At 50.6% G+C, this 25,828-nt stretch carries 20 protein-coding genes, 1 tRNA gene and 2 pseudogenes; 11 read left to right on the top strand and 12 right to left on the bottom strand.

The genetic code is table 11. The features are described from left to right. Nucleotides 1–34: 34 nt before the first annotated feature. The 7 genes from FEK50_RS08660 to FEK50_RS08690 all read right to left on the bottom strand — a co-directional run bounded on the left by FEK50_RS08660 (nucleotide 35) and on the right by FEK50_RS08690 (nucleotide 8,258). Complete coding sequence (locus tag FEK50_RS08660) at nucleotides 35–2,062, bottom strand: capsular polysaccharide biosynthesis protein (RefSeq protein ID WP_131162484.1); 2,028 nt, start codon at nucleotides 2,060–2,062, stop codon at nucleotides 35–37. Further along, on the bottom strand, nucleotides 2,059–2,799 hold the full coding sequence (kdsB, locus tag FEK50_RS08665; protein ID WP_131162483.1) for a 3-deoxy-manno-octulosonate cytidylyltransferase: 741 nt from the start codon (nucleotides 2,797–2,799) through the stop codon (nucleotides 2,059–2,061). The genes FEK50_RS08660 and kdsB overlap by 4 nt, the downstream gene beginning before the upstream one ends. Before the next feature lie 9 nt (nucleotides 2,800–2,808). Continuing rightward, on the bottom strand, nucleotides 2,809–4,485 hold the full coding sequence (locus FEK50_RS08670) for a polysaccharide biosynthesis/export family protein (RefSeq protein ID WP_032226219.1): 1,677 nt from the start codon (nucleotides 4,483–4,485) through the stop codon (nucleotides 2,809–2,811). Between the two features lie 23 nt (nucleotides 4,486–4,508). Next, a complete protein-coding gene (locus FEK50_RS08675) occupies nucleotides 4,509–5,657 on the bottom strand; it encodes a capsule polysaccharide export inner-membrane protein KpsE (RefSeq protein ID WP_000905920.1) in 1,149 nt (382 codons plus the stop codon). Nucleotides 5,658–5,728: 71 nt separating this feature from the next. Next, complete coding sequence (locus FEK50_RS08680; RefSeq protein WP_130258027.1) at nucleotides 5,729–6,712, bottom strand: KpsF/GutQ family sugar-phosphate isomerase; 984 nt, start codon at nucleotides 6,710–6,712, stop codon at nucleotides 5,729–5,731. 722 nt (nucleotides 6,713–7,434) lie between these two features. Further along, nucleotides 7,435–7,770: a lysozyme inhibitor LprI family protein gene (locus tag FEK50_RS08685; protein ID WP_130207945.1), complete on the bottom strand. Its 336-nt coding sequence runs from the start codon at nucleotides 7,768–7,770 to the stop codon at nucleotides 7,435–7,437. Then, entirely contained in the window at nucleotides 7,767–8,258 is a 492-nt protein-coding gene (locus FEK50_RS08690) for a hypothetical protein (protein ID WP_131162482.1), read from the bottom strand. Before FEK50_RS08690 ends, FEK50_RS08685 begins: the two co-directional genes overlap by 4 nt. 641 nt (nucleotides 8,259–8,899) lie before the next feature. Between FEK50_RS08690 and tssB the strand changes: the two genes are divergently transcribed. From tssB to FEK50_RS08740, 10 genes and pseudogenes are all read left to right on the top strand, one after another. Then, entirely contained in the window at nucleotides 8,900–9,397 is a 498-nt protein-coding gene (gene tssB / locus FEK50_RS08695; RefSeq protein WP_130207941.1) for a type VI secretion system contractile sheath small subunit, read from the top strand. A 33-nt stretch (nucleotides 9,398–9,430) separates the two neighbouring features. Then, on the top strand, nucleotides 9,431–10,978 hold the full coding sequence (gene tssC, locus FEK50_RS08700; RefSeq protein ID WP_130207939.1) for a type VI secretion system contractile sheath large subunit: 1,548 nt from the start codon (nucleotides 9,431–9,433) through the stop codon (nucleotides 10,976–10,978). 18 nt (nucleotides 10,979–10,996) lie between these two features. Beyond that, nucleotides 10,997–11,263 (top strand): annotated as a pseudogene (gene tssK, locus FEK50_RS08705) (type VI secretion system baseplate subunit TssK); the annotation flags it as partial. A 2-nt stretch (nucleotides 11,264–11,265) separates the two neighbouring features. Further along, a pseudogene (locus FEK50_RS08710) lies at nucleotides 11,266–11,943 on the top strand (OmpA family protein); the annotation flags it as partial. A gap of 4 nt (nucleotides 11,944–11,947) precedes the next feature. Further along, nucleotides 11,948–12,439: a type VI secretion system effector Hcp gene (gene hcp, locus FEK50_RS08715; RefSeq protein WP_024558534.1), complete on the top strand. Its 492-nt coding sequence runs from the start codon at nucleotides 11,948–11,950 to the stop codon at nucleotides 12,437–12,439. A 176-nt stretch (nucleotides 12,440–12,615) separates the two neighbouring features. Next, complete coding sequence (gene tssH / locus FEK50_RS08720) at nucleotides 12,616–15,255, top strand: type VI secretion system ATPase TssH (protein WP_131162481.1); 2,640 nt, start codon at nucleotides 12,616–12,618, stop codon at nucleotides 15,253–15,255. A gap of 101 nt (nucleotides 15,256–15,356) precedes the next feature. After that, nucleotides 15,357–16,952: a type VI secretion system protein TssA gene (gene tssA, locus FEK50_RS08725; RefSeq protein WP_131162480.1), complete on the top strand. Its 1,596-nt coding sequence runs from the start codon at nucleotides 15,357–15,359 to the stop codon at nucleotides 16,950–16,952. 229 nt (nucleotides 16,953–17,181) lie between these two features. After that, on the top strand, nucleotides 17,182–17,427 hold the full coding sequence (locus FEK50_RS24710) for a type VI secretion system baseplate subunit TssF (RefSeq protein WP_131162479.1): 246 nt from the start codon (nucleotides 17,182–17,184) through the stop codon (nucleotides 17,425–17,427). Beyond that, nucleotides 17,420–17,869 carry a type VI secretion system baseplate subunit TssE gene (gene tssE / locus FEK50_RS08735; RefSeq protein ID WP_131162478.1) on the top strand — a complete coding sequence of 150 codons (450 nt, stop codon included), beginning with the start codon at nucleotides 17,420–17,422 and terminating at the stop codon, nucleotides 17,867–17,869. Before FEK50_RS24710 ends, tssE begins: the two co-directional genes overlap by 8 nt. Before the next feature lie 123 nt (nucleotides 17,870–17,992). Continuing rightward, nucleotides 17,993–19,396: a VasL domain-containing protein gene (locus tag FEK50_RS08740; RefSeq protein WP_131162477.1), complete on the top strand. Its 1,404-nt coding sequence runs from the start codon at nucleotides 17,993–17,995 to the stop codon at nucleotides 19,394–19,396. Nucleotides 19,397–19,472: 76 nt separating this feature from the next. On the opposite strand, the gene FEK50_RS08745 is transcribed toward FEK50_RS08740, so the two are convergent. Further along, nucleotides 19,473–19,548, bottom strand: a tRNA-Phe gene (locus FEK50_RS08745). A 105-nt stretch (nucleotides 19,549–19,653) separates the two neighbouring features. Next, nucleotides 19,654–20,361 (bottom strand): DUF554 domain-containing protein, encoded by a 708-nt coding sequence (locus FEK50_RS08750; protein WP_130207927.1) that lies wholly within the window; start codon nucleotides 20,359–20,361, stop codon nucleotides 19,654–19,656. Between the two features lie 401 nt (nucleotides 20,362–20,762). On the opposite strand from FEK50_RS08750, the gene speC reads away from it, so the two are divergent. Next, a complete protein-coding gene (speC, locus tag FEK50_RS08755; RefSeq protein WP_131161963.1) occupies nucleotides 20,763–22,898 on the top strand; it encodes an ornithine decarboxylase in 2,136 nt (711 codons plus the stop codon). 47 nt (nucleotides 22,899–22,945) lie between these two features. Here the strand turns inward: speC and nupG are convergent, their stop codons facing one another. The 3 genes from nupG to FEK50_RS08770 form a co-directional block, all read right to left on the bottom strand. Then, entirely contained in the window at nucleotides 22,946–24,202 is a 1,257-nt protein-coding gene (nupG, locus tag FEK50_RS08760) for a nucleoside permease NupG (RefSeq protein ID WP_130207923.1), read from the bottom strand. A 199-nt stretch (nucleotides 24,203–24,401) separates the two neighbouring features. After that, nucleotides 24,402–25,481, bottom strand: a complete 1,080-nt coding sequence (gene mltC, locus FEK50_RS08765) for a membrane-bound lytic murein transglycosylase MltC (RefSeq protein WP_130208053.1) — start codon at nucleotides 25,479–25,481, stop codon at nucleotides 24,402–24,404. 64 nt (nucleotides 25,482–25,545) lie between these two features. After that, nucleotides 25,546–25,821: an oxidative damage protection protein gene (locus FEK50_RS08770; protein WP_000091700.1), complete on the bottom strand. Its 276-nt coding sequence runs from the start codon at nucleotides 25,819–25,821 to the stop codon at nucleotides 25,546–25,548. Nucleotides 25,822–25,828: the final 7 nt, after the last annotated feature.

The following is a 25,828-nucleotide window of genomic DNA, read 5'->3' on the forward strand; positions in this document are numbered from 1 at the left end:
AAATAATCTGTGTAATAGTCAATGGTGAAATTATTTAGCCAAATCTAACTTTGCAGAACATAATTAATTTGCGGTAATAGCGTATGACTCGCCCCGCTTTTTTTCGGGTAATAAACATCGGCTTGCGCGGCGTCTGGATTAAATATTCCGCAGCTTCTTCAACCGTAATAGGTTGTAACCGTGTTGGGTGAATGTATGTTGGATAAACAATCAACGCCTGATAGATCAAGTCTGCTATCGTTAATCTGTGCTCGCGGCGCGGGCAATGATGTTCATCAACGGTTAACCCCCAACCGGCATAGAAGGGCAGGCCGTAACAATGAACTTGTTTGCCATGTAATAACGCTTCAAACCCGGACAATGATGTCATGGTGTGCACTTCATCTACGCGCTGAATGCATTGAATAATATCTGCGTCCAGTGCCTGATAATCAGCAAGTTCAGCAATCAGTTCTGCCGGAATATCGCCCTTGCGATTTCCCACCAGTACATCCGGGTGCGGTTTATAAATAATGTAGGCGCGCGGATTACGCTCGCGTACTGTGCGCAATAACTCAAGGTTGCTCTTAATCGAGACAGTGCCTGTTTTAATAGATGCATCGTCCTCTACCTGACCCGGTACCAGGATGATTTTTTTACCTTTGGACTCGGCAGGCAGAGAGAAATCGGCCCCCAGGTTGTACTTGCTCAGTTTGCTTTCAACCAGGCGTTGCTGCAACTTCTCAGCTCGCATCTGCTGCGCCAGCGTTAGCTGGCTGTGATTAAGCAGCTCTTCCAGGTCGCTGGGGCGCGTGGCGTCATAGTAGATCCCGCGTTTATCCAGCACCAGCGATAGCGGCGGCAACAGGTCAGAGCCAAGCCCGGATGAACGCAGAAAACCATCTTCCATTCGCCATAACGGCAGTGATTTCCGCTGCGCTTCGGCTTGCCATTGCTGTTCTCCCTTTACACCCCATACCACGCAAGCGGTGGCCGCAGTACAGCGACGTGAATAACTCAGTCGGTTTGTCGCGGTACGCAAGAAAGGTTTCAGGATCGCCGACTTCCACAACGTTAAGCCTGGCGCCCATAAATAGCCATTACGCTGCTGCTGATGGCTGCGCTGTAATTGCAGCCATTGCAGTACGGTAAACAGATCGCTTGCGGCCCCCGTAAGCGGGTCGATATAGCGACAGTAACGCAGGTATGCTGCGGCAAAAAGTTCTTCCAGCGTGGCAGAACCGCGTCGGGCGGATAACAAAGCGGACTGCGGATGGCGATCGTCGGTTAAGCCCCAACCTGCATACCAGGGCTGGCCGAAACATGTTACTGGTTTTCCTGCCAGTAAGGCTTCAAAGCCGTATTGGGAGGTCACGACGTAAACCCGGGAAACGTGTCGCAACAGCGACTGCGGGCTGACATTCTCGGCAATCAAACGTACTCGTTGCGTGATGCGCAGATCAGCGAAATAACCTGTTTTCTTTCCTTCCAGGACATCCGGATGCACTTTCACCCAAATTTCGGCTTGAGGATTTTCCGCCATCGCGGCTTCCAGCATGGCGGCAAACTCATGCGGGCCAGCATTGCCATACGTCACGGACATATCATTAAATGTCTGATCGACAACCAGAACGATGTCTGAACGTTCTGACTCTTCAGCCACAAACGCAGGCGCCAGGTTATATTTCGACAAATCATCGGTCACGATGGTGTGCATCGCTTCTCTGGCCTGATCAGCCAATGCCGCATTTCCGGCTTTATCCTGTACCAGTTTCTCCAGCGCCGAAGGCTTGCTGGCATCGTAGTAAATGCCGCAATCATCCACCACCAGAGAAAGCGGCGGCGCACCATTGACGCCAAGATCCAGCGAGCGCACAAATCCATCTTCCAGACGGATGATGGGTTTTCCCGCTGCTTTGGCGATTGCCATCGGTTTCGCCGCGCTGGGGCGATGCCCCCACACGGCGATAGCATCGACGTTTTGCGGAACAGGACGCAGCAGAGAAAGTTTCTGGCACGGCTGCGCCAGAAATTTCTCCAGATGCGGAATACGCCAGATGCCAGGCGAGTAAATGCCAATCATGCGTTTTCAGCCAGTTCCTGTGCCATCAGGGCGCGCACCTTTTCAAGGCATGCCGGGGTGTCAACGCCCGGACCGGTTGCGGCAACCTCAAATGTGCGAATGTTGATCCCCGCGTTCATCAACCGTAGCTGCTCCAGTGATTCCGCCTGTTCCGGCATGGACTCAGGTAACTGGCTGTAGTTTTGCAGCACATCGCGACGATAAGCGTAAATACCGACGTGTTTCAGGTAGCGCGCTTTTTCAGCATTACGCGGATACGGAATCGGCGAACGGCTGAAATAAAGTGCATCCTGGCGGGTAGTTACCACCACTTTTACCGTGCTTGGCTCGGTTGCTTCTTCGGCAGAAATCGCGTGGCATAGCGTTGCCACTGGCAACGCGGGGTCATCACGCATTCCTTGTAACAGCGTTTCTACATCCCGCGGGCGAATCATTGGTTCATCGCCCTGCAAGTTAATGTAGATATCTGCATCGACTTTATGCATCACCTCGACCAGCCGATCGGTGCCGGATTCATGATCGTTGCGCGTCATGATGGCTTTCCCGCCAAACGCCTGCACGGCCTGTTCAACGCGCGGGTCGTCTGTTGCCACCCAAACTTCCGCAACGCCCGCCACCTGCAACGCACGCTCGTAAACATGCTGGATCATCGGTTTGCCAACAATATCGAGCAGTGGCTTACCCGGCAGGCGCGAGGAGCCGTAGCGGGCCGGAATGACAATAACTGCTTTGCTCATCTCAATTCCTTACAAAGACAGAATCACTTTTGCACCCACCGCCAGCTGATAGAGGATGGTGGAAATACCACGGGTAACTTCAATGTTTTTCGATTCATATTTCGGCAGAACCATAATTTCATCGCCAGGCTTGAGTGAATCCACATCTTCAGCGTTGACTGCCGCACCGTTCTGACGAATGACGATAATTCTGGCGTTACCCGATTTTTGCGTCAGGCCACCACATTTCTCGATGTAATCCTCGGTGGTCATTCCCTTCTGCCAGCTCACCGCGTTCGGGAACAGCACCTCGCCATGAACCATAACCAGCGATGTTTTCTCCGGAATATTGATGACGTCGCCATCTTCAAGCAGAACAGAATCAATATTGGACTCGTTGAGGATCACTTCACCTTTCGGAACCACGGTGCGCGCTTTCGCCACAAAGCGGCTGATCAGTTGCGCTTCCTGCATTCGCAGGCTGGCTTCTTCTTTGGTGGAGGACTGGGCGGAAAGTGATGCTTCCTCCAGCTTTTGCAGCGAGAGATTCAGCATCTCTTTCTGACGCTGGGCCACTGATGGGCGATAAAGCTGAACCGCGTTCATCTGCGACATACTGTTCGGACGGACTTTTTCCAGAACCGCACGCATGGTGGAGCCATATGGCAGCACCATGGCATGTTCGCCAGAGTGCGCGCCTTCAACCCGCACCTGAATGGTGCCGGCATAGCGGTCAGTGCTCACAATTAAGGTATCGCCGTTCTGCAACATACGGCCTGGCGCAGAGCTTATCGGGTAGTATTCGCTACGTTTTTGCAGCCCTTGTTTACGCATAATCGTAATGTGCGTCGCACCAGGCTTAGGGCGCGCCCAGCTCAACGCTTCTGTTACAGGAATGCTGCTTTCGCGGAACTCAAAGTCGTAGCTGTTAAAGACATCGCCCTGAACGCTGAACGTATGTTGACGAGGCCCAACGATGATGGTGTCACCATCGGCGAACTGCGAAAGCCCCAGTTTACCGTTCAGCAGGAAGTCATACAGGTTGACGTTGGAGCGCACGCGGTTGCCGCGCTTGACTACAATATCAACGTAACTTCCACGCTCTGGATCAACGCCGCCAGCCTTGATCAGATAATTGAGTAACGAATCAGACGTCACACCGCCATACAGACCAGGATTACGCACAAATCCGGTCACGTACACTTTTACTGGCTGCGCCTGTAATAAGGAGGCGTAGACGTTGACGTTGGACTGGTACACTTCCTTCACTTTGGATGTGACCAGGGTATTTAACTGACTATTACTGACGCCAGCAACTTTCACCGGACCAACGTTCGGCAGGAAAATATTACCTTTGGGATCAACCTGTAACGCACCATCAAAGGTGAATGCACCCCACAAGCGAACCTGAATGCTATCGCCCGGATTCAGAATATAGTCAGGGTTGAATCCCACCGTCGCACCGCTATCCGCGCTGGTGCCGTTGAAAAGTTGAGCACCAAACATACGGCTCATTACCACCGGCGGTGCGGGCGGCGGGGTATTGTCGAAGCCGCTCATGTTTTGCGTATCCGACTTTTGTCCGCTCAGAATACCGGGCAGTGGTGCGGCTCCTGTCAGGTTTGGGTCAGCGTTAATATCAATGGCCGCGCTGGCCTGCGCCGCGTGACAGGCGGCAATCAGTAAAATTGATTTAAATAATTTCATCACAAACTCATTCAGCGACAGCGTTAATCTCGGTGATCTTCAATAACAGCCAGCAACAGTTTCAGGGTGCCGAACAACAGGCAGCACACCAGTAACCAACAGGCGATCAAATAAGGGATGTTTGGAAAAGAGGATTCCTGCGGCAACTGTGGCGAACTGATCACAGACAGCACCTTGAGCTTACGAGCCGCTTCTACACGGGTCTTTTCAATGGAGGTCAGCGTCAGTTTGTAGAGCTCAGTGTTGAACTCTACTTTTGATTTGATTTCCTCAAAATCCACCGCCATACGGTTTAGCTTGTCACCCTGTGGCGCTGTGATTTTGCTTTTTTCTTCATCGATTTGTGCCTGCAATGACTGAATCGCATTACGCGCACTCACAACTTGCGGGGCGTCCTCACGCAGATACGTCAGCAAGTTACGCAGGTCCGCTTCCATCTGGATCTTCTGGCCCATCAGCGTATTCACCAACGTGCTCGCTGCCTGTGCCTGTGCCTGTGGATCCAGAACGTTGTTGTTGTCCTGATAAGAGAGCAGTTCCGCTTTGCTGGCGTCCAGACGCTGGCGTGCCTTTTCCATTTCCGTTTCCGCAAAGGCAAGCTGGTCACGCGCAATGCGATGTGACATCTCATTGATAAAGCGCTCTGACTCTTTCAGCACGGTCTGGTTAAACTTAAGCGCAAACTCCGGGCTAAAGCCCTGCGTCTGAATATTGAGCAATCCGGTTTTATCGTCATACGAGACGTTGATACGGTCCTTGTAGTACTTCAGGAAGCCTTCTGCGGTTTCATCCTTGCTAAGATGATTAAGAAAATCGAGCCCGCTGTGGCTAAACGCTTCGCGAAAATTCAGTTGCTTATCTAACGCTGCCAGCATATCTGGAGAGTTAATGTACTCTTTCAGATATAACGCATCCTCTGCGGAACTCGGGTTAGAGGCACCCAATAGCAGACCAAAATTTAAGCTGCCACTGTTTAAATCATCTGAGCGTTTAATGGCAACTTTCGATTCGCTCATATAGCGAGGCTGGCTGAAGATAGCCAGATAGATCAGCAGCACTGCCATCGGTGCCAGAATGATGATTTTCGCCAGGTGTTTTTGGATATCTGCCAGTGAGATGGCAGACAAACGAGCACGCATCCAGGATACGGCAGACTTCACTTTTATCAACATGTAACGATTATCAGAGTTTCAGTGGGGCGCAAACTCAATGAGAGACTTAACTCTCGCGCCCTGTTGCTTAATTAGTCGAAAATGCGCACAAGACCAGTGACTTTGTTCGCCTTGTTGGTCACCAATAACGTCGAGACGCGGTGTTTTTGCATCTTTTCTTCCGCTTCGATGATCATGGTTTCTTCTGGCAACGTCAGCGGTTCACGCGTCATCATCTGCGCCGCCGTGGCGGATGTCAGAGAATCTTCTTTTTCCATAAAGCGACGCAGGTCTCCGTCGGTGATAATGCCCGCCAGCTCGCCTTCTGCGTCTTCTACCATCACCATTCCCTGGCAACCGCTGGTGATACGTTGAATCACCGTTTTAAAGGGCGCATCCAGATGAACCGAAGGGACATCATGCTGCATGACATCCGCAACGCGGGTCAGCAGGCGACGGCCTAATGAACCGCCCGGGTGATAGCGCGCAAAGTCATTCGGCATAAATTTGCGTTGGTGGATCATGGCAATCGCCAACGCATCGCCGATCGCCATGGTCAGCGTGGTAGACGTTGTTGGTGCAAGATTATTCGGGCAGGTTTCATTCGCCATGTGGAGTTCCAGCACGGCATCGGCATTTTTCGCCAGCGTGGAATTTCCATTATTGGTAATGGCGATAATTCGGTTGCCGAAATTCTTCAGTGACGGGACGAGCTTCAGGATTTCGTCTGTTTCACCGCTGGCAGAAATAAGGATCAGAAGATCATAAGGCGTAATCATGCCCAGATCGCCATGGAAAGCTTCTGCGGGATGAATAAAGAAACTCGGCGTACCCGTAGAGGCCAGAGTCGCAGACATTTTTCGACCAACATGCCCTGATTTACCCATTCCCGAAAGAATAACGTGTCCTTTACAATTAATTATCAATTCAAGAGCACGCTGGTACTGAGTGGAATCCAACTGTTTGGACAAGTTTTGTAATGCAGCACCTTGTTCTGCCAGAGTCTGGCAAACCGAGGTAATTAAATATGGATCGATAGTACTGCTCTGGTCATCAGGTAAATGTCTTTCAGACATATCAACTCCTTTGCTCGGAAATAATGCCATAGTCACAACAAACCCGAACCAACAATAAATTATTGATATTAAATCAATTGGTTATAACAAAGTGTTTTAATGAATATAAAACTATGGTCAGCCCATGTGCTTATGTTGGGCTTATCACCTTCTTATTAAGTCGCAATGTCTCGTGGAAGTGCGAAGATGCTGCAATATTACAGGCGAGAAGGGGGAACCAAATTTTGCCCACCTATTTAACACACACCTACATTATGAACAAGGAATTTAGGATTTTTATCAATCATTAAAATGTTTCGCGATTAACTATTAAGTCGAAAAACAATTTAGCGATTGATTGTTTGCTTATAAAAAAAGAACGTATGTCACTGTTATCAATAAATAAAACACGTCAGTAATGGCGATGATATTTTGTGATTAACTATTTAAGCTGAATATAATAAACAGGTTGACAATCCCCCTGTAAAGCAGAAGAGAATAACAAATTTTTTGCGGTGAATATTGACTAGTATGATAGTTTTGCGCTTGATTATTTATGGCGATAAATATGTTTTTAAATCAAACAGGGGCGCATTTATCACCGTATATATTTTCTGTGGAAACTATTATTAAATTAAAAAATAATGATGGGGATTATCATTCGCTAACCAATAACTGTGCACACTGATAAGGAAGTGCCTCGCACGAAGGCACTTCCAACAACCAACGAGCCCACTCTGGATTCAGAGTGGTTTGTTAATCGCGTCATAAAGATGGTTCAACGTTGTTAAGCGCTTTCTGTATATTTCTCTCAGGCAGGGTTTGTCACTGCCACAACGGCGTCGTTCTGTCAGCCACTGTGCCTGTGATTCTTTTAGTTCCCCGGCGGCACCCATTGCGTAAAGCCCATGGAGAAATTTGTATTTAACGCTCATCTCCACATCCATGTCATTGAGGGTACGCGATGCACAAATCGCTTTTTCATCCGCACTGCGGGCCAGTCGACAGTCAAAACTGGCTGCCGTGACAGAGAAAGCAGGCAACGTAATGATGAGAAATGCCGTAAGTATATTTTTCACTGGTTGGCTCCTTCAGAAAGAATAACTGGCCCTGGAGCCATGGTCAGGGCTCTGTTTCTCGTCAGCCTGAATCCTGTTGCTTCCCCGGTTTTTACTGACAGTTGACATTCGAAGTGAAACGGCGTCCAGCTAATCCCCCTACGGTACTGGCCATTGCCTGTCAGTAGTGCAGGTGAGAGCAGTCGCTGCATATTATGTTTTCCCTGATCGAAAATAACCTTATCTACGTCGGGGTACTGCTTCTGCAGCTCTTTTAGTGCGAGCGGTCGGCAAATAAATTCGGCTACGCGCTGAGCTTCAGTCCAGTTGTTATTGACAAAATTACGGTCATTCGTCCCTTTTACCTCACGATTGATAACACTATTCAGATGTTTTACCTGGACAGAGTTCAATGTGACGTTCGTTGCAAATGCAAATCCGGTATACATACAGGATATCGCAGTAATAACAACCAAATACTTACTAATCCGAAATACTCCATTACGCATAAGTACCTACTTTTACTGTGCAATTACAATGTCTATGTGAATATAAGTGGTGAAAATAAATAATTTGCTGCGCTGCATCAATGTTTATGCTTAATCAGAGTATTCCTGAAGAGGCTTTTGGATGCAAAAATGCAAAATTCCGATTGTCTTAAATAAAAATATTAATAAGTAAACCTTCTTTCTACGGTATTTAACCTAATAGAAACTGGTTTGACTTTAAGCTGGAGCGTGCAAAGAGAAAATGCCAGTGCACGGTGAATATTCACGGTTTACTTTAGTGATAGGTTTTATATACAAACGAATTACTTCGATATTACATCGCAAAAACACTCAGGGCTGCCGCCTGAGGATCATGAAAAATGTTGTTATATAATAAGTCAACATTTCGCACTTTGTACAATCTGGGTTAGGGTATAAAAATAATGTAGTTACGTAATGAAAATATAATTCAGAACATGTATAGAGTCGTTTTTAATTGCTTGATATGTCTGAAATTATTTTTGTTTTTTGGCAGATTTCTTATTGTTTTTTATACTCAATTTATTGATCTATATTGTTTTTTTGAAATTGATATTGCCCTAGTATCTGGTTAAGGAAATATTGTTGTTAATTTGACTTTAACTGAATTACGTGAGGGAACTATGAGTGACAGCTTCCAGCGGGAGATCCCGAAGGCCCGTATTAATCTAAAATTAGAACTGCATACAGGTGGCGCAAGCAAAAAAATGGAATTACCCCTTAAGTTACTTATTGCGGGTGATTTTAGTAATGGTCAGGAATCCGCGCCATTATCAGAACGTAAAAAAGTTAATCTTAACAAAAATAACTTTGATGCAGTCCTTTTTGATTATTCCCCAAAAGTAAATCTTATCGTTAAAAATACGCTTGCTGATGACGATAGCGAAGACAGCATCAAACTGACATTCCGCAGTATAAAGGATTTCTCCCCGGAACAAGTCTCCCGACAAATACCGCAGCTGAAGGCCATGCTTTCCATGCGTAATTTACTTCGTGATTTAAAAGCAAATCTTCTGGATAACCAGGCTTTCCGCAAAGAACTGGAAAATATTCTGCTGGACCCGGCATTAAGCGCAGAACTCAGAGCCGAACTCTCAGCCCTGGCCCCAAAACAGCCATAACGATCATGACGATTTAACGGATTAATAAGGAATATGTTGATGTCTGTAAATAATGAGAATGCCACTGCTGGCGAGAGTGTGGTCCTTGAACGTCCTGTGGCAAGTGGAGTTTATGCGTCCCTGTTTGAAAAAATTAATCTGAGCCCAGTCTCAGAGTTGAGTGCACTGGATATTTGGCAGGATGCACAGGCGATGTCAGATGCGACCGCGGATGAACGTTTAACGGCCGGGATGCAAGTGTTCCTGGAATGTCTGACTAAATCCGGCTCTAAAGTTGAAAAGCTCGACAAAAATTTGATTGACCACCATATCGCTGAACTGGATTACCAGATAAGTCGTCAACTTGATGCAGTTATGCATCATGAGGCCTTTCAGGCGGTAGAAAGCCTGTGGCGGGGCGTGAAATCGTTGGTTGATAAAACCGATTTCCGCCAGAACGTGAAAGTTGAACTGCTGGATATCTCTAAAGAAGACCTGCGCCAGGATTTTGAAGATAGCCCGGAAATTATCCAGAGTGGTTTGTACAAACACACATACATCGATGAGTATGACACTCCGGGCGGCGAGCCGATTGCCGCGCTGATTTCCTCTTACGAGTTTGATGCTTCTGCGCAGGACGTGGCGCTGATGCGTAATTTGTCGAAAGTGTCTGCTGCGGCACATATGCCCTTTATCGGTTCTGCGGGGCCGAAATTTTTCCTGAAAGAGTCAATGGAAGAGGTCGCGGCCATCAAAGATATTGGTAACTACTTTGATCGCGCCGAGTACATTAAATGGAAAAGTTTCAGGGATACGGATGACTCCCGATACATGGGGCTGGTCATGCCTCGCGTGCTGGGCCGTTTGCCGTATGGCCCGGACACAGTACCGGTACGTAGTTTTAACTATGTTGAAGAAGTAAAAGGCCCGGATCACGATAAATACCTGTGGACCAATGCCTCCTTCGCTTTTGCGGCCAACATGGTGAAAAGCTTCATCAACAACGGCTGGTGCGTGCAAATCCGTGGCCCACAGGCCGGGGGGGCAGTGCAGGACTTGCCCATTCATCTGTATGATCTCGGTACGGGTAATCAGGTCAAAATTCCGTCAGAGGTGATGATCCCGGAAACCCGCGAATTTGAATTCGCAAATCTTGGATTTATTCCCCTGTCGTACTACAAAAACCGCGATTATGCCTGTTTCTTCTCGGCGAACTCCACGCAAAAACCTGCGCTCTACGACACTGCTGATGCCACTGCAAATAGCCGCATCAATGCGCGTTTGCCGTACATCTTCCTGCTGTCGCGAATCGCTCATTACCTGAAGCTGATTCAACGGGAAAACATTGGTACAACCAAGGATCGTCGTCTGCTGGAACTGGAGCTTAATACCTGGGTTCGTGGTCTTGTGACAGAAATGACCGATCCGGGCGATGACTTGCAGGCTTCTCACCCGCTGCGTGACGCGAAAGTGCTGGTGGAAGATATCGGGGATAACCCAGGCTTCTTCCGCGTGAAACTCTTTGCTATCCCCCACTTCCAGGTGGAAGGGATGGACATCAACCTATCACTGGTTTCCCAGATGCCAAAAGCCAAGTCGTAAGGCGAGGGGAAATCAAGGATGAAAATTTTTCGCCCACTTTGGGAGGACGGGGCTGCGCTGGCCCCGCAACAGTTCCAGCAGCAGGCCCGCTGGAATGCGCACGTTGCCGATACCGTTGCAAGGATGGGGATTTCCCATCCCTGGGGCGTGGTGAATGCTGAATTTGACACCGCCGCCCTGGCGCTGTCACGGCTAAATGCTACCCGTCTGGTGGTACGTTTCCAGGATGGCACGATTGTTGATACCGACCTGGCGGATAATCTTCCTCCGGTTTGTGATTTATCCGTCGCAATGTCGGCGACCACCTTGCCTTATACCACCATCTTACTGACACACCGGCAGAACCTAAACTCCAGGCCCAACAGCGTCTGCGCGCTGATGGTGCACTGCTGGATGACTGGCATCGTCGCGGTGAGCCTGTGCGTTATCGCCTCGGACTGTATCAGAGACTGCGTCTTGTACCTGTTATTGAAGCCGTCATGGATGACCTGGCACCACCGTCGTTCTCTTCACCTGTTATCCAAAAAATCGTCCCGGGGCAGAAGATTATCCGCCTCGACAGTATGTCGCTATTTGATTCCGGCAAATCGGTGCTGAAGGCCGGGTCCACCAAAATGTTGGTTAATTCACTGGTGGGAGTCAGAGCAAAACCGGGCTGGTTGATTGTGGTCGCTGGCCACACGGATAACACCGGGAACGCACAACTAAACCAGACGCTTTCTCAGAAACGTGCCGAAGCGGTGCGCGTCTGGATGCATGAAACCGGTGACGTACCGGAAAGCTGTTTTGCGGTACAGGGCTATGGCGAAAGCCGTCCGGTCGCAACCAATGACACCCCAGAGGGCCGTGCGCTCAACCGGCGTGTCGAAATCAGTCTGGTACCGCAGGCTAATGCCTGTCAGATACCTGGACACACCCTGGCGTCATCGCAGGATGATGGCGCATCACAACATAATGGAGAGTAATTCCATGGCAATACCTGTTTATCTTTGGCTGAAGGACGATGGCGGCGCGGACATCAAAGGGTCTGTGGACGTTCAGGATCGTGAAGGCAGCATCGAAGTCGTGGCTCAGGAACACAACCTGTACATCCCGACTGATAACAACACAGGCAAACTGACCGGCACCCGTATCCATACCCCGTTCCTGTTCACCAAGGAAATCGACTCCTCCAGCCCGTACTTGTACAAGGCAGTGACCACCGGTCAGACCCTCAAGTCTGCCGAATTCAAGTGGTACAAAATCAACGACGCAGGCCAGGAAGTGGAGTACTTCAACACCAAACTTGAGAACGTGAAAGTGGTGAAGGTGAATCCTGAAATGTATGACATCAAGGATCCTTCTAAAGAGAAGCACAACCACCTTGAGCGCATTGAACTGCGTTACGAAAAAATCACCTGGACCTACAAAGACGGCAACATTATTCATTCCGATTCCTGGAACGAACGCGCCACCGCCTAAGCCACGAGCGGACAGAGTTTCTCTGTCCGTTTTTTGTTTTTGCTGAACGTCTGAAGCCAACGGGCTTTCAGCAAAAACTCCACAATCTGCCAGCACGACCGTATGCGCTTTGGTCTTCCTCACGGAAAACAGCGAGGGGCGGTAGCGTGTTCAGAAACCGACAAAGAGAGATATTCATGGAAAATCCAGCCATTTTGCTGCGACGTCTGAACCCTTATTGCGCCCGTGCGATGGAAGGCGCGGCTTCACTCTGTCAGATTCGCGCGCATGCGGAAATTTTGCCAGAGCACTGGCTGCTGAAACTTCTTGAGCAGGGCGAGGGGGATCTCACGGTGCTGGCACGCCGCTACGAGTGGGACATGGACACTCTCTGGCAAGATTTGCTTGCCTGGCTCGACAAACAACCGCGCTCGGTGCGCCATCGTCCGCAGCTTTCAGAAAATATCCAGGTATTGATGCAACAAGCCTGGCTGATTGCCTCACTGGCGGGAGAAGAACAGATTCGAAGCCACCACCTGCTGATGGCGCTGGTGGCTAAACAGAAGCTGGTGCGCTGCGATGGTCTGTGGCCATTGCTGACTCTGGGCCAGAGCCAGTTAGAGTGCCTGCGCCCGCTACTGGATGCTCAGTCAGACGAGCGTGCGCAGGTACAGCAGGAAGCCGAACTCACGGGGAGCCATGGTGGGGACGTGGAGTTTATCGGGCGTCCAGTAGGGAGTGAGATGAAAGAAGGGGAACTGAGTCCGGCGCTGCAGAATGCGCTGGATAAATTCACCCATGACGTCACCGCCCAGGCGCGTGAAGGCAAAATTGATCCGGTATTTGGCCGCGATAGTGAAATCCGCCAGATGGTGGACATTCTTTCTCGTCGCCGAAAAAATAACCCAATCCTGGTCGGTGAGCCCGGTGTCGGGAAAACCGCACTGGTAGAAGGTCTGGCGCTCAGAATCTCTGACGGTAATGTCCCTGAATCCCTCAAACCGGTGGTGCTACGCACTCTTGACCTCGGGCTGCTGCAGGCGGGGGCGGGAGTGAAGGGGGAATTTGAGCAGCGCCTGAAAAACGTGATTAATGCTGTACAGCAGTCTCCGGTACCTATCTTGCTGTTTATCGATGAGGCCCATACCATCATCGGCGCAGGTAACCAGGCTGGTGGTGCTGATGCTGCCAATCTGCTGAAACCAGCCCTGGCGCGCGGTGAGTTACGTACCATCGCCGCGACGACCTGGTCTGAGTATAAACAATACTTTGAGCGCGATGCCGCACTCGAACGCCGCTTCCAGATGGTGAAAGTTGACGAGCCGGACGACGACACGGCTTGTCTGATGTTGCGTGGCCTGAAATCCCGTTATGCCGAACATCATAATGTGCACATCACTGATGATGCGGTGTGCGCTGCCGTTACGTTATCCCGACGTTATCTGACAGGCCGTCAACTCCCGGACAAAGCCGTTGACCTGCTCGACACTGCAAGCGCTCGCGTGCGTATGAGTCTCGACACCGTACCCGAACAGTTGACCCGTATCCGTTCCCGGATTACCTCTCTTGAAATGGAGAGACAAGCGCTACAGGAAGACATTACCGTCGGTAATCAAAACCACGGTGAACGCTTGAAGGCAATCGAACAGGAAGAGAAAAACGTCATCGTTGAACTCCACGAACTTGAAACCCAGTACGGCCAGGAACTGAAACTTACTGAACAACTACGGGAAAGCCGCCAGGACATTTCCCGTCAGAGCGAAACGCATGCCCTGCAACAGGAGCTGAACGGTTTACAGCAGGGCAATCCGTTGTTGTCGGTGGATGTGGATGTGCGCACTGTTGCAACAGTGATTGCCGACTGGACCGGCGTGCCGCTTTCTTCGCTGATGAAAGACGAACAGACCGAACTGCTTACCCTGGAAAATGAAATCGGTAAACGTGTAGTCGGTCAGAATATTGCGCTTGAAGCCATCGCCCGGCGCCTGCGCGCCGCTAAAACTGGCCTCACCTCTGAGAACGGTCCACAGGGTGTATTCCTGCTGGTTGGTCCAAGCGGTGTAGGAAAAACTGAAACCGCGCTGGCGCTGGCGGATGTGCTGTACGGTGGCGAAAAATCGCTGATTACCATTAACCTGTCGGAATACCAGGAGCCACACACAGTTTCCCAGCTGAAAGGTTCTCCACCTGGTTACGTCGGCTACGGCCAGGGCGGCATCCTTACCGAAGCCGTACGTAAGCGTCCGTACAGTGTGGTGCTGCTCGATGAAGTCGAAAAAGCGAACCGTGACGTGATGAATCTGTTCTATCAGGTATTCGATCGTGGTTTTATGCGCGACGGCGAAGGGCGAGAAATTGACTTCCGCAATACCGTTATTTTGATGACCTCCAACCTTGGTAGCGACCACCTGATGCAGTTGCTGGACGAACAACCGGAAGCCACCGAGGCAGACCTGCACGAACTGCTGCGCCCGATACTGCGCGACCACTTCCAGCCTGCGCTGCTCGCCCGTTTCCAGACCGTGATTTACCGTCCGCTGGCAGAAGCAGCCATGCACACGATTGTGGAGATGAAACTCTCCCAGGTCAGCCAGCGCTTACAGCGCCACTACGGCCTGACCACGCTGATTGACGAAAGCCTGTACGACGCGCTGACCGCTGCCTGCCTGCTGCCGGACACCGGGGCGCGCAATGTCGACAGCTTACTCAACCAACAAATTCTTCCTGTGCTGAGTCAGCAATTGCTGACTCATATGGCGGCGAAACAAAAGCCAGCGTCGTTGACGCTGGGGTGGAATGATGAAGAAGGGGGTGTGCTGGAGTTTAAATATGACTGAAGGAACCTTATGAGTCTGACAGATACCATCTTCAGCACGGCGAAAGTGGCAGTGACAGACCCGGTCGCCAGCACGAACCGTGATGCGGTGGAGGTCAATTGATGAGCACGTTAAATGCCTTGGTTAGCGCCTGTCAGACAGAGCCGACGACACTCCTTGACGCTACCCGTGAGCGAGTGGTGCAGTGGAGCAATTGGCTGCAGCCGTTACCCGGAGAGTCATCAGTGGGGGATGACCCAGGTTATGACGATGGCTTCCAGCAAATGCGCGAGGAGGTCAACAAACTTTCCGGGGCGGATACTGAGCTTATCTGCCAGTTGGCGGAGAAAGTGCTCACCACCACCGCTAAAGACATTCGTGTGGCGACGTATTACTGCTGGGCCAGGTTGCATCGTGAAGGCGAGCAGGGGCTGGCAGAGGGACTCGAACTGCTGGCGGGTCTGATAGACCGTTTCGGTGTGCAACTGCATCCACAGCGCAACCGCAGCCGTAAGGCAGCACTGGAGTGGCTGGCAGGTTCACGCATGACGGATTCTCTTTCACTGTATCCGGAAGTGGTCAGGGAAGATGCGCTGCGCACCATCGGTGCGCTGCTGCTGATAGCGCAGCTCACCGAAAATGAGCCGGATGAAACCCGCCCAGAACTTAACGCGCTGTATGGTGCGCTGGAAAACCGCCTGCAGAAAGCGGGCGGTGTGGATGCAGTTGTACCGCAGAACGCCAGCACTACTGAGACACTTTCCACTGCGAGTCACAGCGATGCTCCAGCTATCGGGAGAATCACTTCCGGTCAGGATTTGCTGGCGCAGGCGCGCGCACTCAGCGAATACCTGCGCGAACAGCCCGACGGTTGGTTGTCGGCGCACCATCTGATGAAAAGTCTGCGTCACGATACCCTGCAGGCTATTCCGGCTCCAGATGCACAGGGGCGAACTCGCATCGAACCCCCAAGAGCAGACCAGCGAGCGCTGCTCAAACGTCTGTACCTGCAGCAAAACTGGGCTGAAATTCTGGAAACGGCAGACAGTACTTTTTCCCGCGGTGCTAACCACCTGTGGCTGGATCTGCAATGGTATATCCACCAGGCGCTGACGAAGTCCGGTAAGGAGATAGTGGCTGACATTATTGCCGCTGATCTGAAGGGGATACTGACCCGGCTATCCGGGCTGGAGACGCTGGCATTCAGTGACGGTACGCCGTTTGCTGATGAAGTGACGCTGAACTGGATCCAGCAGAGCGTACTGGATACCACCGCTGGGTGGGGCAAAGAAACGCCTTCCGCCCGTATGGCCGAAGTGAATGACGACATTCTGGCTCTGGAGTCGGAAGCCGTGGCGCTGGCGGACAGCGAAAGCCCGGATGCGGCACTGAGCTGGTTACAGCATCGACCAGGCATCGCCACTGCGCGGCAGCAGTGGCTGCTGCGCCTGCTAATGGGGCGTATTGCAGAACAGTACGGAAAAAATGAGCTCGCGGTGCACCTGTTTGCAGAGCTGGGTGAGCGTGCCACAGAAGTGGCCCTTAGCGACTGGGAACCCGAGCTGCTGTTTGAGGTACAGGCCCGTCATCTGAAACTCCTCAGACTGAAAGCCAGTCGCAGTGAGGCTGACAAGATTCGCCTCGGGCCTGCTATGGAAAAATTGCTAGGCGGGCTGATTCAGCTCGATCCGGCGCGGGCCGCGGTGTTATGTGGTTAGAGAAAGTTATTGGCTGGATAAAAGGAGGATGAATAAGTGTGGCTCATAATTTATAGCAAGGTACTTTCTCACATTTTTTATCTGGTCAGTCATTCAGAAAAATAACTACTGAATTTGAGATTTTAAATGAGGAGATAAAACCTATGTCTCTGACTACTCGCGAAGTGGTGAGATAACTTCCACTTTTGGGGAAGAAAACATTGTTTCCTATATTTTGAGTAACTATTTTATGGAAAATTTAACCCCGCGTTATTACGACGCAGAAATGCGCTACCTGCGTGAAGCCGTGAAAGAGTTTGCACACAATCATCCGGACCGGGCAGCGATGTTAGACCTGGATAAGGTCGGCACTCCGGATCAGGTGAATAACACCTGGCGGATCGTGTTGAGTCGTGACGACCTTGACCCGGATTCAGCCAGAATCATTGAAGCAGGGAGTGAACGGTTGACTCTGAAGGCGTTGAAAGATGAATGACACTCCGCGTCCATCGCTTTATGAAACCCTGTTTGGGAATTTTACCGGAGGTCTGGATCTGAATCAGGTTAGCGAGCAGAACCAGATAATCCTCTCCGTACTGGACAATATGCAGCGCATTCTTAACAGTCGTGCCGGCACGCTGGCACATCTGCCGGACTATGGTCTACCGGATATGACCAAAATTCTCCAGGGAATGCCGGGGACGGCGCATGAAATGATGGGGACGTTATCTACTGTACTGCTCAAATATGAGCCGCGTCTGAAAAAAATAACCGTTGTTCTGCTGGAACAGGAAGTTCCTGGCGAGCTGTGCTATGCCATTGACGCTGAACTCAAAGATGTTGGTCTGGTGCGTTATGGCACTGAATTTATGCCTGAGGGGCGAGTCCTGTTGAGACACCTGAAACAGCAGTATCTCGACACGGCAGCTCGTATTTAAGGCCTGGTTTTAGCGTTTCTCCCTAACCCCGTCAGTATCTGCTACGCCCTGAATATGCAGAACACCAAGCTGCATAAACAATCATCTTCTATAACCGCAAGTACGTCAGATGGATAACTGGTCATGAATGACATTACCCCACGTAGAATCAAAACCGGCGGTGACCCGCGAAGGCTACCGGATTATGCCGCTTTGTGTGATGAACTCAATAAGCTAACGCATCCGGCACGTCCTGATGTGAACTGGCGTTATGCTGAAAAACTGTGTCTTTCACTGTTTGAGCAAAATGGTGTTGAGCTGCAGACTGCGGCCTGGTATACGCTGGCCCGTACGCAGCTGGCCGGATTGTTTGGTCTGAATGAAGGGTTGGCAATACTGGAGGCTCTGATAAGCCATCAGTGGGGTGTGCTTTGGCCACAGCCTGTCCATGTTCGGATTGAGATCCTCAGTAATCTGAGCCAGCGTTTGCAACAACGGATGCGCTCACTCCCGCTGAAATACAGCGACCTTAGCCAACTGTATCGGGCAGAGCAACTGCTTACCCGTTTGGGGGCAGTTTTACAGCGCCTGGAACTCAGACATCTCAGTCAGCTGGATACATTGCGTACCCTGATACATAACAACGCTGTCAGGCTGGAGAACAGCGATGACACAATCTGTACAGGGGCGACAATTCAGTCGGGTATCGTTTCGCATGCTCCGGTCATGAATGACGTGGGTATAACAACAGGTTCCCATACTGGTCGTTCGTTTGAAGATATCCGGGTGCCAGACAGTGCAGTGCAATGGGTGTACGTTACACAGCCGAACGTGGAGGTACTGCCGGCAATACCTGAGCCAGTAAAAAAATGGAAATCTTTTGTCGGTGGGATGTGTACCATGCTGGTGATAGGTGCAGCAACGCTATGGACGTGGCAGTTTTTGCATCGGCCGGACCCGTTACAAACCCAGTTTACTGCCTCTCTGGCACCGTTACCCGCAGTACTCACGCCTGAACAATTGGATTTATTGCGTCAGCAATCTCCGTTGCCACAAGCTTTAATTACGCAAACACAACAGCAGCTTACGCTTCTGGACAAGCTACCGCCGGACTGGCTCATAACCCGGGAAAGGCAGCTTGTCGAACAGGCCCAGGTGATATGGCCGGAGCGCGCAAAGTCCCTGATACAGCAGTGGCAGCAACAATTTAATGTCGCTGCGTTGCCGACAGAAAATTTGAATGGCTGGCATCAGGGAATGGTTACGCTACAGAAACTGAGTGAACGACTGAACGGACTGGATGAGCATAAGGGGAAATACATGACGGTCAGTGAGCTGAAGTCAGTGGTGTTTTCAACGATACAGTCTTTTAATCAATCCATACCGGCTGAAGAGCAACTGCGGATACTGGAACAGTCGTCGGCAGGACAACCACTTCCTCCTGCCGCAGGGGCTGAGGCAGAGATGCATCTGAAACAGCTCATCGCCAGATATGCCGACATTAGACAGAATGCTTTGAAATTAAAAGGCGTTAACGATTACGAATGACCTGTAGCAACGATCTGAAATTTACCGTAGCCAGAAAAAGAAAAAGCCCCGCTTTGCAGCGAGGCCTTATGAATAGTGGTGCCCGGACTCGGAATCGAACCAAGGACACGGGGATTTTCAATCCCCTGCTCTACCGACTGAGCTATCCGGGCAACGGGGCGCATTAAACCTGATTCGCCTCGTCTCGTCAATCAAATTTCTTCAATTTACGGCAGACTGCACAATCTATCATCAGTTTGCCGTTATCGCTCGAAATGTCAGGCAAACCAGGTGGTCCAGGCGGCGGAAAGCGGCATTGCCAGAAGGAGGGCAGGAAGCATATTGACCACCGGAAACATTTTTATGCCGCAGATGCGTAAGCCGGTTGCCAGCAGCAATAAACCACCTACGGCACTGAAGTCCGCCATCATCGACGGTGTGGTCAGCGGTAATATCAGCGCAGCAGCCCACGCCAACGTTAACTGGATGATGAGCAATGGAATACTAATCACCGATACCGCAATGCCAAGTGAACAGGCGAAGATCATCGCTGTAAAGAAATCAAGAAATGACTTGGCGATTAAAATACTCGGATCGCCTGTCATCCCTTCATTCATCGCGCCGAAGATCCCGGTGCCGCTGGCACAAAACAGGACAATAATCGCGACAAAATTCTGAATAAAAGATTCATGCGCAGATTTCTTGCTCGAGTGACGAAACAGATTCTGCGCTTTAGCGACCGCAGTGTTGACGCCTTTTTCCAGCAGACAAATTTCGCCGATTAATGCCCCGAGTAGCGTAGCTAAAACCATCGCCGGAAGGTTGGCACATTTCACGACCAGTAAAATACCAATTCCCAGCGACGCCAGGCCAAAAATGGACGTCATAGAGACGCGGATGTGTTCCGGTAAGCGTTGGCTAAGCAGTGCGCCGAGGGCGCCACCCAGTAATACTGCACTTGCGTTGATAAAAGGGCCGATGACCACAATAGTTCCTGTTAATTGTGTTGTTTGATGTTTTTATTATGAACTTTTTGCCCCGTCGATTGCTTGTCTGGTCGCAAAGTCCTGGCTTGCACGCGTTAGCGAAAAGTGCCATGATTGCGCGAATTTTCTCCTTCCTGTACGGAGCTTGCTTGATGCACGCCGCCTCCTTACATTCTTTCGCTTATCGCCGTTTCGCGCGAAATGTCTCCTGTTCTGTGACGCTGCTTTTTATGCGGTGACGTTAACGTATGCTCACTGCAGGGCAACAGTAAAATCAGAGCGTTTCTGCTTTTACTGATGTCTGGCGGTCGGAGCTGGTGACCAGTTTGACCCACATCTCATGGGGCAGGGGGTTCCACCTTGCCCGGTATTTTTACTTCCCCGAAACGGGTTTTGCGCTTATGAAATCAATGAGTATTGCCGCCAGTGGTGAACTGGTTTCCCGACTTTCTACCCATCGCCGCGTGGTGGCGCTGGAAGATACTGATTTTACGGACGTCGCGGCAGTCGTCATTACCGCTGCGGATAGTCGTAGCGGCATTCTTGCGTTACTTAAGCGCACCGGTTTTCATCTGCCGGTGTTTTTGTATTCTGAAGATGCGGTTGAATTGCCCGCGGGCGTTACGGCTATCATCAACGGCAATGAGCAGCAGTGGCTGGAGCTGGAATCCGCAGCCTGTCAGTATGAAGAGAATTTGCTGCCGCCATTTTATGACACGCTGAACCAGTACGTTGAGATGGGCAATAGCACCTTTGCTTGTCCTGGGCATCAACATGGTGCGTTCTTTAAAAAGCATCCTGCCGGACGCCATTTTTACGATTTCTTTGGTGAGAACGTCTTTCGCGCCGATATGTGTAACGCTGACGTAAAATTGGGCGATCTGCTTATTCATGAAGGTTCCGCAAAGGATGCGCAGAAATTCGCTGCCAAAGTCTTTCATGCCGATAAAACCTATTTTGTGCTGAACGGCACATCGGCGGCGAATAAGGTTGTGACGAATGCACTGTTAACGCGTGGTGATCTGGTGCTCTTCGACCGTAACAACCATAAGTCGAATCATCACGGTGCGCTGATTCAGGCGGGGGCGACGCCGGTGTATCTGGAAGCCTCACGCAACCCATTCGGGTTTATCGGCGGGATTGATGCGCACTGTTTTAATGAAGAGTATCTGCGTCAGCAAATTCGCGACGTTGCGCCAGAAAAAGCCGAACTGCCGCGCCCGTTCCGCCTGGCGATTATTCAGCTGGGAACCTATGACGGCACTATCTACAACGCCCGCCAGGTGATCGATACCATTGGGCATCTGTGTGATTACATTCTGTTTGATTCTGCATGGGTAGGGTACGAGCAGTTTATCCCGATGATGGCGGATTGCTCACCGTTGCTGTTAGAACTTAACGAAAACGATCCGGGGATCTTTGTGACCCAGTCGGTGCACAAACAGCAGGCGGGATTCTCACAGACGTCGCAGATCCATAAAAAAGATAACCATATCCGCGGACAGGCGCGTTTTTGCCCGCATAAACGGCTGAATAATGCTTTTATGCTCCATGCTTCAACCAGCCCGTTTTACCCGCTGTTTGCTGCGCTGGACGTTAACGCCAAAATTCATGAAGGGGAGAGTGGGCGTCGGCTGTGGGCTGAGTGTGTTGAGATAGGGATTGAAGCGCGGAAAGCGATTCTTGCGCGCTGTAAGCTGTTCCGCCCGTTTATACCGCCAGTTGTTGATGGCAAATTGTGGCAGGATTATCCGACGTCAGTGTTAGCCAGCGACCGCCGCTTCTTCAGTTTTGAACCTGGGGAAAAGTGGCACGGCTTTGAGGGATATGCCGCGGACCAATATTTTGTTGATCCGTGCAAGCTGTTACTCACCACGCCGGGTATCGATGCCGAAACCGGCGAATATAGCGATTTTGGCGTTCCAGCGACGATTCTGGCGCACTATCTGCGTGAGAACGGCATTGTGCCGGAGAAGTGCGATCTCAACTCCATTCTGTTCTTATTAACTCCGGCGGAAAGCCACGAGAAGCTGGCACAGCTGGTGGCGATGCTGGTGCAGTTTGAACAGCATATTGAAGATGACTCGCCGCTGTCTGAAGTCTTGCCGAGCGTTTATAACAAATACCCGGTGCGCTATCGCGACTATACCCTGCGCCAGTTGTGTCAGGAGATGCACGATCTGTATGTCAGTTTCGACGTCAAAGACCTGCAAAAAGCGATGTTCCGCCAGCAGAGCTTCCCGCCAGTGGTGATGAATCCCCAGGACGCGCATAGCGCTTATATTCGTGGTGAAGTGGAGTTGGTGCGCATTCGTGATGCCGAAGGGCGAATTGCGGCGGAAGGCGCGCTGCCGTATCCACCTGGCGTGCTTTGCGTGGTGCCTGGAGAAATGTGGGGCGGAGCGGTCCAGCGTTATTTCCTTGCGCTGGAAGAAGGCGTGAATTTGCTGCCGGGATTTTCGCCGGAGCTACAAGGTGTCTATAGCGAAACCGATGCGGATGGAATGAAACGGTTATACGGTTATGTGTTGAAGTAAGAATAAAAAACGGGGCACCTTCTGGCACCCCGTTTTTCTTTGCGTAATTAGTGGTTAACAGTTTGTGTACCGGCAGGGACACGAACGTGTTTGTATTTAAACATCGCCATGAATGCGAAGGCCAGAATCACGGAGTAACCTGCGAAAATCAGCCATACGGTCTGCCAGTCGGTAATGCCGTTTTGGGTGTACATCTCAACCACTTTACCGCTCACGATGCCACCGAGGATACAGCCGAAGCCGTTGGTCATCATCAGGAACATCCCTTGCGCACTGGCGCGAATCGCCGGGCTAACTTCTTTTTCGACAAACACCGAACCAGAGATGTTGAAGAAGTCGAACGCACAGCCGTAAACAATCATCGACAGAACCAGCAGTACGGTGCCGAACGGAGTCGGGTCGCCGTAAGCAAACAGTGCAAAACGCAGGATCCATGCCACGATACTGATCATCATTACGTTCTTAATACCGTAGCGGCTTAAGAAGAACGGGATGGTCAGAATGAACAGGGTTTCAGAGATTTGCGAAATCGACATGATGATTGACGCATGCTGCACGATGAAGCTGCTGGCAAACATCGGATCTTTGTCGAAGCTGTGCAGGAAGGTATTACCGAACATGTTGGTAATCTGCAGTTCCGCGCCCAGCAGCATCGAGAAGATGAAGAAAATCGCCATACGCTTGTTTTTAAACAGCGCGAATGCATCGAGGCCGAGCAGCGTCGTCCAGCTCTGATTAGCTTGCTGTTTAGCAACCGGAATATACGGCAGCGTAAAGGTGAACAGCACCAGAACGGCGGAGAGTGCTGCGCCAATATATAGCTGCATGTGGCTCAATTCAAAGCCAGACAGGCTCACAACCCACATCGCCATGATAAAGCCGATAGTACCCCAGATACGGATTGGCGGGAAATCAGTCACGATATCCATTCCTGCATTTTGCAGGCGATAGTAGGAGATGGTGTTGATTAACCCAAGCGTTGGCATATAAGCAAACGAGTTAATCAATATCACGAGGAACATCGCCTCCGGAGTGGTAACTTGTGCCGCCATGAAGAGGGTGATTGCGCCGATGGTGTGACAAATAGCATACACCCATTTCGCACTTAACCATTTGTCGGCCACAATCCCCAGCAAAGCAGGCATAAAGACCGCAGCGATACCCAGCGAGCTATAAACAGCGCCAATGGAAGCACCGTCGAACTTCAGGGTAACGAACATATATGAGCCGAGGGTCGTCAGCCAACTTCCCCACAGACAGAACTGCAGAAAAGAGAGGATTTTCAGCTGCAGCTTAAGATTCATGTTAATTTCCTCACATCGTGATGCGGATGAGTGTTTTAAAAAGCACATTTGACCGTGCAAGATGATGCGATTCTATCAACTTCACTGACTGTTTTTTTGTTATCCGTAGCAAATAATTGCAAATAATCTCAATTTGCAAGGCGAAATTGTGATGCGTATAACACTTTGTCTCGGAGTGTTGTCAGAGACAAAGGTGAAATTATCGGCGGCGGTAAGATTTCTGCGCCATGTTCACTTTATAAAGATAGCGACGAGATTCCGCAGACGGATGGCGGGTTGTCAGCGTCTGATAAACATCGCCCGGCGTCATAGTATTTATAATAGCGGCAGCCTGAATTTTATCGTTCGAGAAGACGCGTAATACGCTGCCTGCACCACCGTTATAGGCGGTGATGACGGCATAACGCCGCGACGTTGGGTTATCAATTCCGCCGAGATAAACATTATTCAGCATCGCCAGATACGCGGTGCCGGTATCAATATTGCTGGCAGGATCAAACAAGAAACTGCGGCTCGGCGTGCCGGATTTCCCCTGTGAGCGGAACACATCTTTCCCGGCAGTATGTTGTACCACCTGCATTAATCCCAGCGCATCGGAACGGCTGACCGCATACGGGTTAAAGGAAGATTCGGTCTGCATAATCGCCAGAATCAGCGACTCATCAACGCCATATTTCCGTGATGCCTGGCGGACCATGCCGAGATATTTGTGCGCACGTTTATCAAGGTGGTTCGGCACCATGTTAATGGTCACGCTGTAGATGATACGTAGCCCGTTGCTGCGGCTTTTGAGGCGGTTTTTCAGCAGATAATCCGCGAAGTTACTCGCACGGCCTTCCCAGCGAATCGGCTGCCCGGTGTTATCCACCACCTGACCGTAAAGGAAAGGTTCTTTCGAAATCGTAATATCATCAACGTCGGAATAGAGATCGACCGAACTCGGATCGTCGCCCATCAATAATGTTTTGATAATTGCCCGGCGCAAATGCGCAGCAGGTTCTGTCCCGGCGATGGTTTCGATAGTGATCGTACCGTCATCGAAGTTGATGTGGCTGCGGGTCTGATATTGATCGGTGTATTTCACGTAGTCCTTAGGACCGGCGATCACCACCTCTTTGAATCCCCAAATGTTCTCAATATTGTGGGCAAATTGCCCCATCAGAATATCAAAACCGTTGGTATCTTTGACCCAGGCTTCATTATAGGTATCGCCTTTTTTGGTCGTCGAACAGGAGATGAGCAACGGCGCAATCAAAGCCAGCGCGAGATATTTTTTCATCATTCCGGGTGCGTGTTGTGTTTGTTTTTATGCAAGTTGCCGGAGGCGTGCTCCGGCACTGTTTTTATTTTTTATCTTCCGGCGTATAGCCCTCGATATGCACCTCTTTACCTTCGAACAGGAAGTTAACCATCTCCTGCTCCAGCAGCTTGCGGTGCTCGGCATTCATCATGTTGAGTTTCTTTTCATTAATCAGCATGGTTTGTTTGTGCTGCCACTGCGCCCAGGCTTCTTTGGAGATCTCGTTATAGATGCGTTTTCCCAGTTCGCCGGGGTACAGCTGAAAATCCTGACCTTCTGCTTCACGCTGCAGGAAAGTACAAAAAATCGTTCTGCTCATAAATCAT

This window comes from Escherichia sp. E2586, from assembly GCF_005781105.1.
In the GTDB taxonomy this organism is placed as follows: Bacteria; Pseudomonadota; Gammaproteobacteria; order Enterobacterales; family Enterobacteriaceae; genus Escherichia.

What these genes read in the sequence shown, in the direction of transcription:
- tssA (WP_131162480.1), top strand. Translation starts at nt 15,357, where the DNA reads ATGAGCACGTTAAATGCCTTGGTTAGCGCCTGTCAGACAGAGCCGACG.
- tssE (WP_131162478.1), top strand. Translation starts at nt 17,420, where the DNA reads ATGAATGACACTCCGCGTCCATCGCTTTATGAAACCCTGTTTGGGAAT.
- FEK50_RS08670 (WP_032226219.1), bottom strand. Translation starts at nt 4,485, where the DNA reads ATGAAATTATTTAAATCAATTTTACTGATTGCCGCCTGTCACGCGGCG.
- FEK50_RS08675 (WP_000905920.1), bottom strand. Translation starts at nt 5,657, where the DNA reads ATGTTGATAAAAGTGAAGTCTGCCGTATCCTGGATGCGTGCTCGTTTG.
- tssC (WP_130207939.1), top strand. Translation starts at nt 9,431, where the DNA reads ATGTTGATGTCTGTAAATAATGAGAATGCCACTGCTGGCGAGAGTGTG.
- FEK50_RS08770 (WP_000091700.1), bottom strand. Translation starts at nt 25,821, where the DNA reads ATGAGCAGAACGATTTTTTGTACTTTCCTGCAGCGTGAAGCAGAAGGT.
- tssH (WP_131162481.1), top strand. Translation starts at nt 12,616, where the DNA reads ATGGAAAATCCAGCCATTTTGCTGCGACGTCTGAACCCTTATTGCGCC.
- FEK50_RS08660 (WP_131162484.1), bottom strand. Translation starts at nt 2,062, where the DNA reads ATGATTGGCATTTACTCGCCTGGCATCTGGCGTATTCCGCATCTGGAG.
- FEK50_RS08740 (WP_131162477.1), top strand. Translation starts at nt 17,993, where the DNA reads ATGAATGACATTACCCCACGTAGAATCAAAACCGGCGGTGACCCGCGA.
- FEK50_RS24710 (WP_131162479.1), top strand. Translation starts at nt 17,182, where the DNA reads ATGGAAAATTTAACCCCGCGTTATTACGACGCAGAAATGCGCTACCTG.
- FEK50_RS08680 (WP_130258027.1), bottom strand. Translation starts at nt 6,712, where the DNA reads ATGTCTGAAAGACATTTACCTGATGACCAGAGCAGTACTATCGATCCA.
- FEK50_RS08690 (WP_131162482.1), bottom strand. Translation starts at nt 8,258, where the DNA reads ATGCGTAATGGAGTATTTCGGATTAGTAAGTATTTGGTTGTTATTACT.
- kdsB (WP_131162483.1), bottom strand. Translation starts at nt 2,799, where the DNA reads ATGAGCAAAGCAGTTATTGTCATTCCGGCCCGCTACGGCTCCTCGCGC.
- speC (WP_131161963.1), top strand. Translation starts at nt 20,763, where the DNA reads ATGAAATCAATGAGTATTGCCGCCAGTGGTGAACTGGTTTCCCGACTT.
- tssB (WP_130207941.1), top strand. Translation starts at nt 8,900, where the DNA reads ATGAGTGACAGCTTCCAGCGGGAGATCCCGAAGGCCCGTATTAATCTA.
- mltC (WP_130208053.1), bottom strand. Translation starts at nt 25,481, where the DNA reads ATGAAAAAATATCTCGCGCTGGCTTTGATTGCGCCGTTGCTCATCTCC.
- nupG (WP_130207923.1), bottom strand. Translation starts at nt 24,202, where the DNA reads ATGAATCTTAAGCTGCAGCTGAAAATCCTCTCTTTTCTGCAGTTCTGT.
- hcp (WP_024558534.1), top strand. Translation starts at nt 11,948, where the DNA reads ATGGCAATACCTGTTTATCTTTGGCTGAAGGACGATGGCGGCGCGGAC.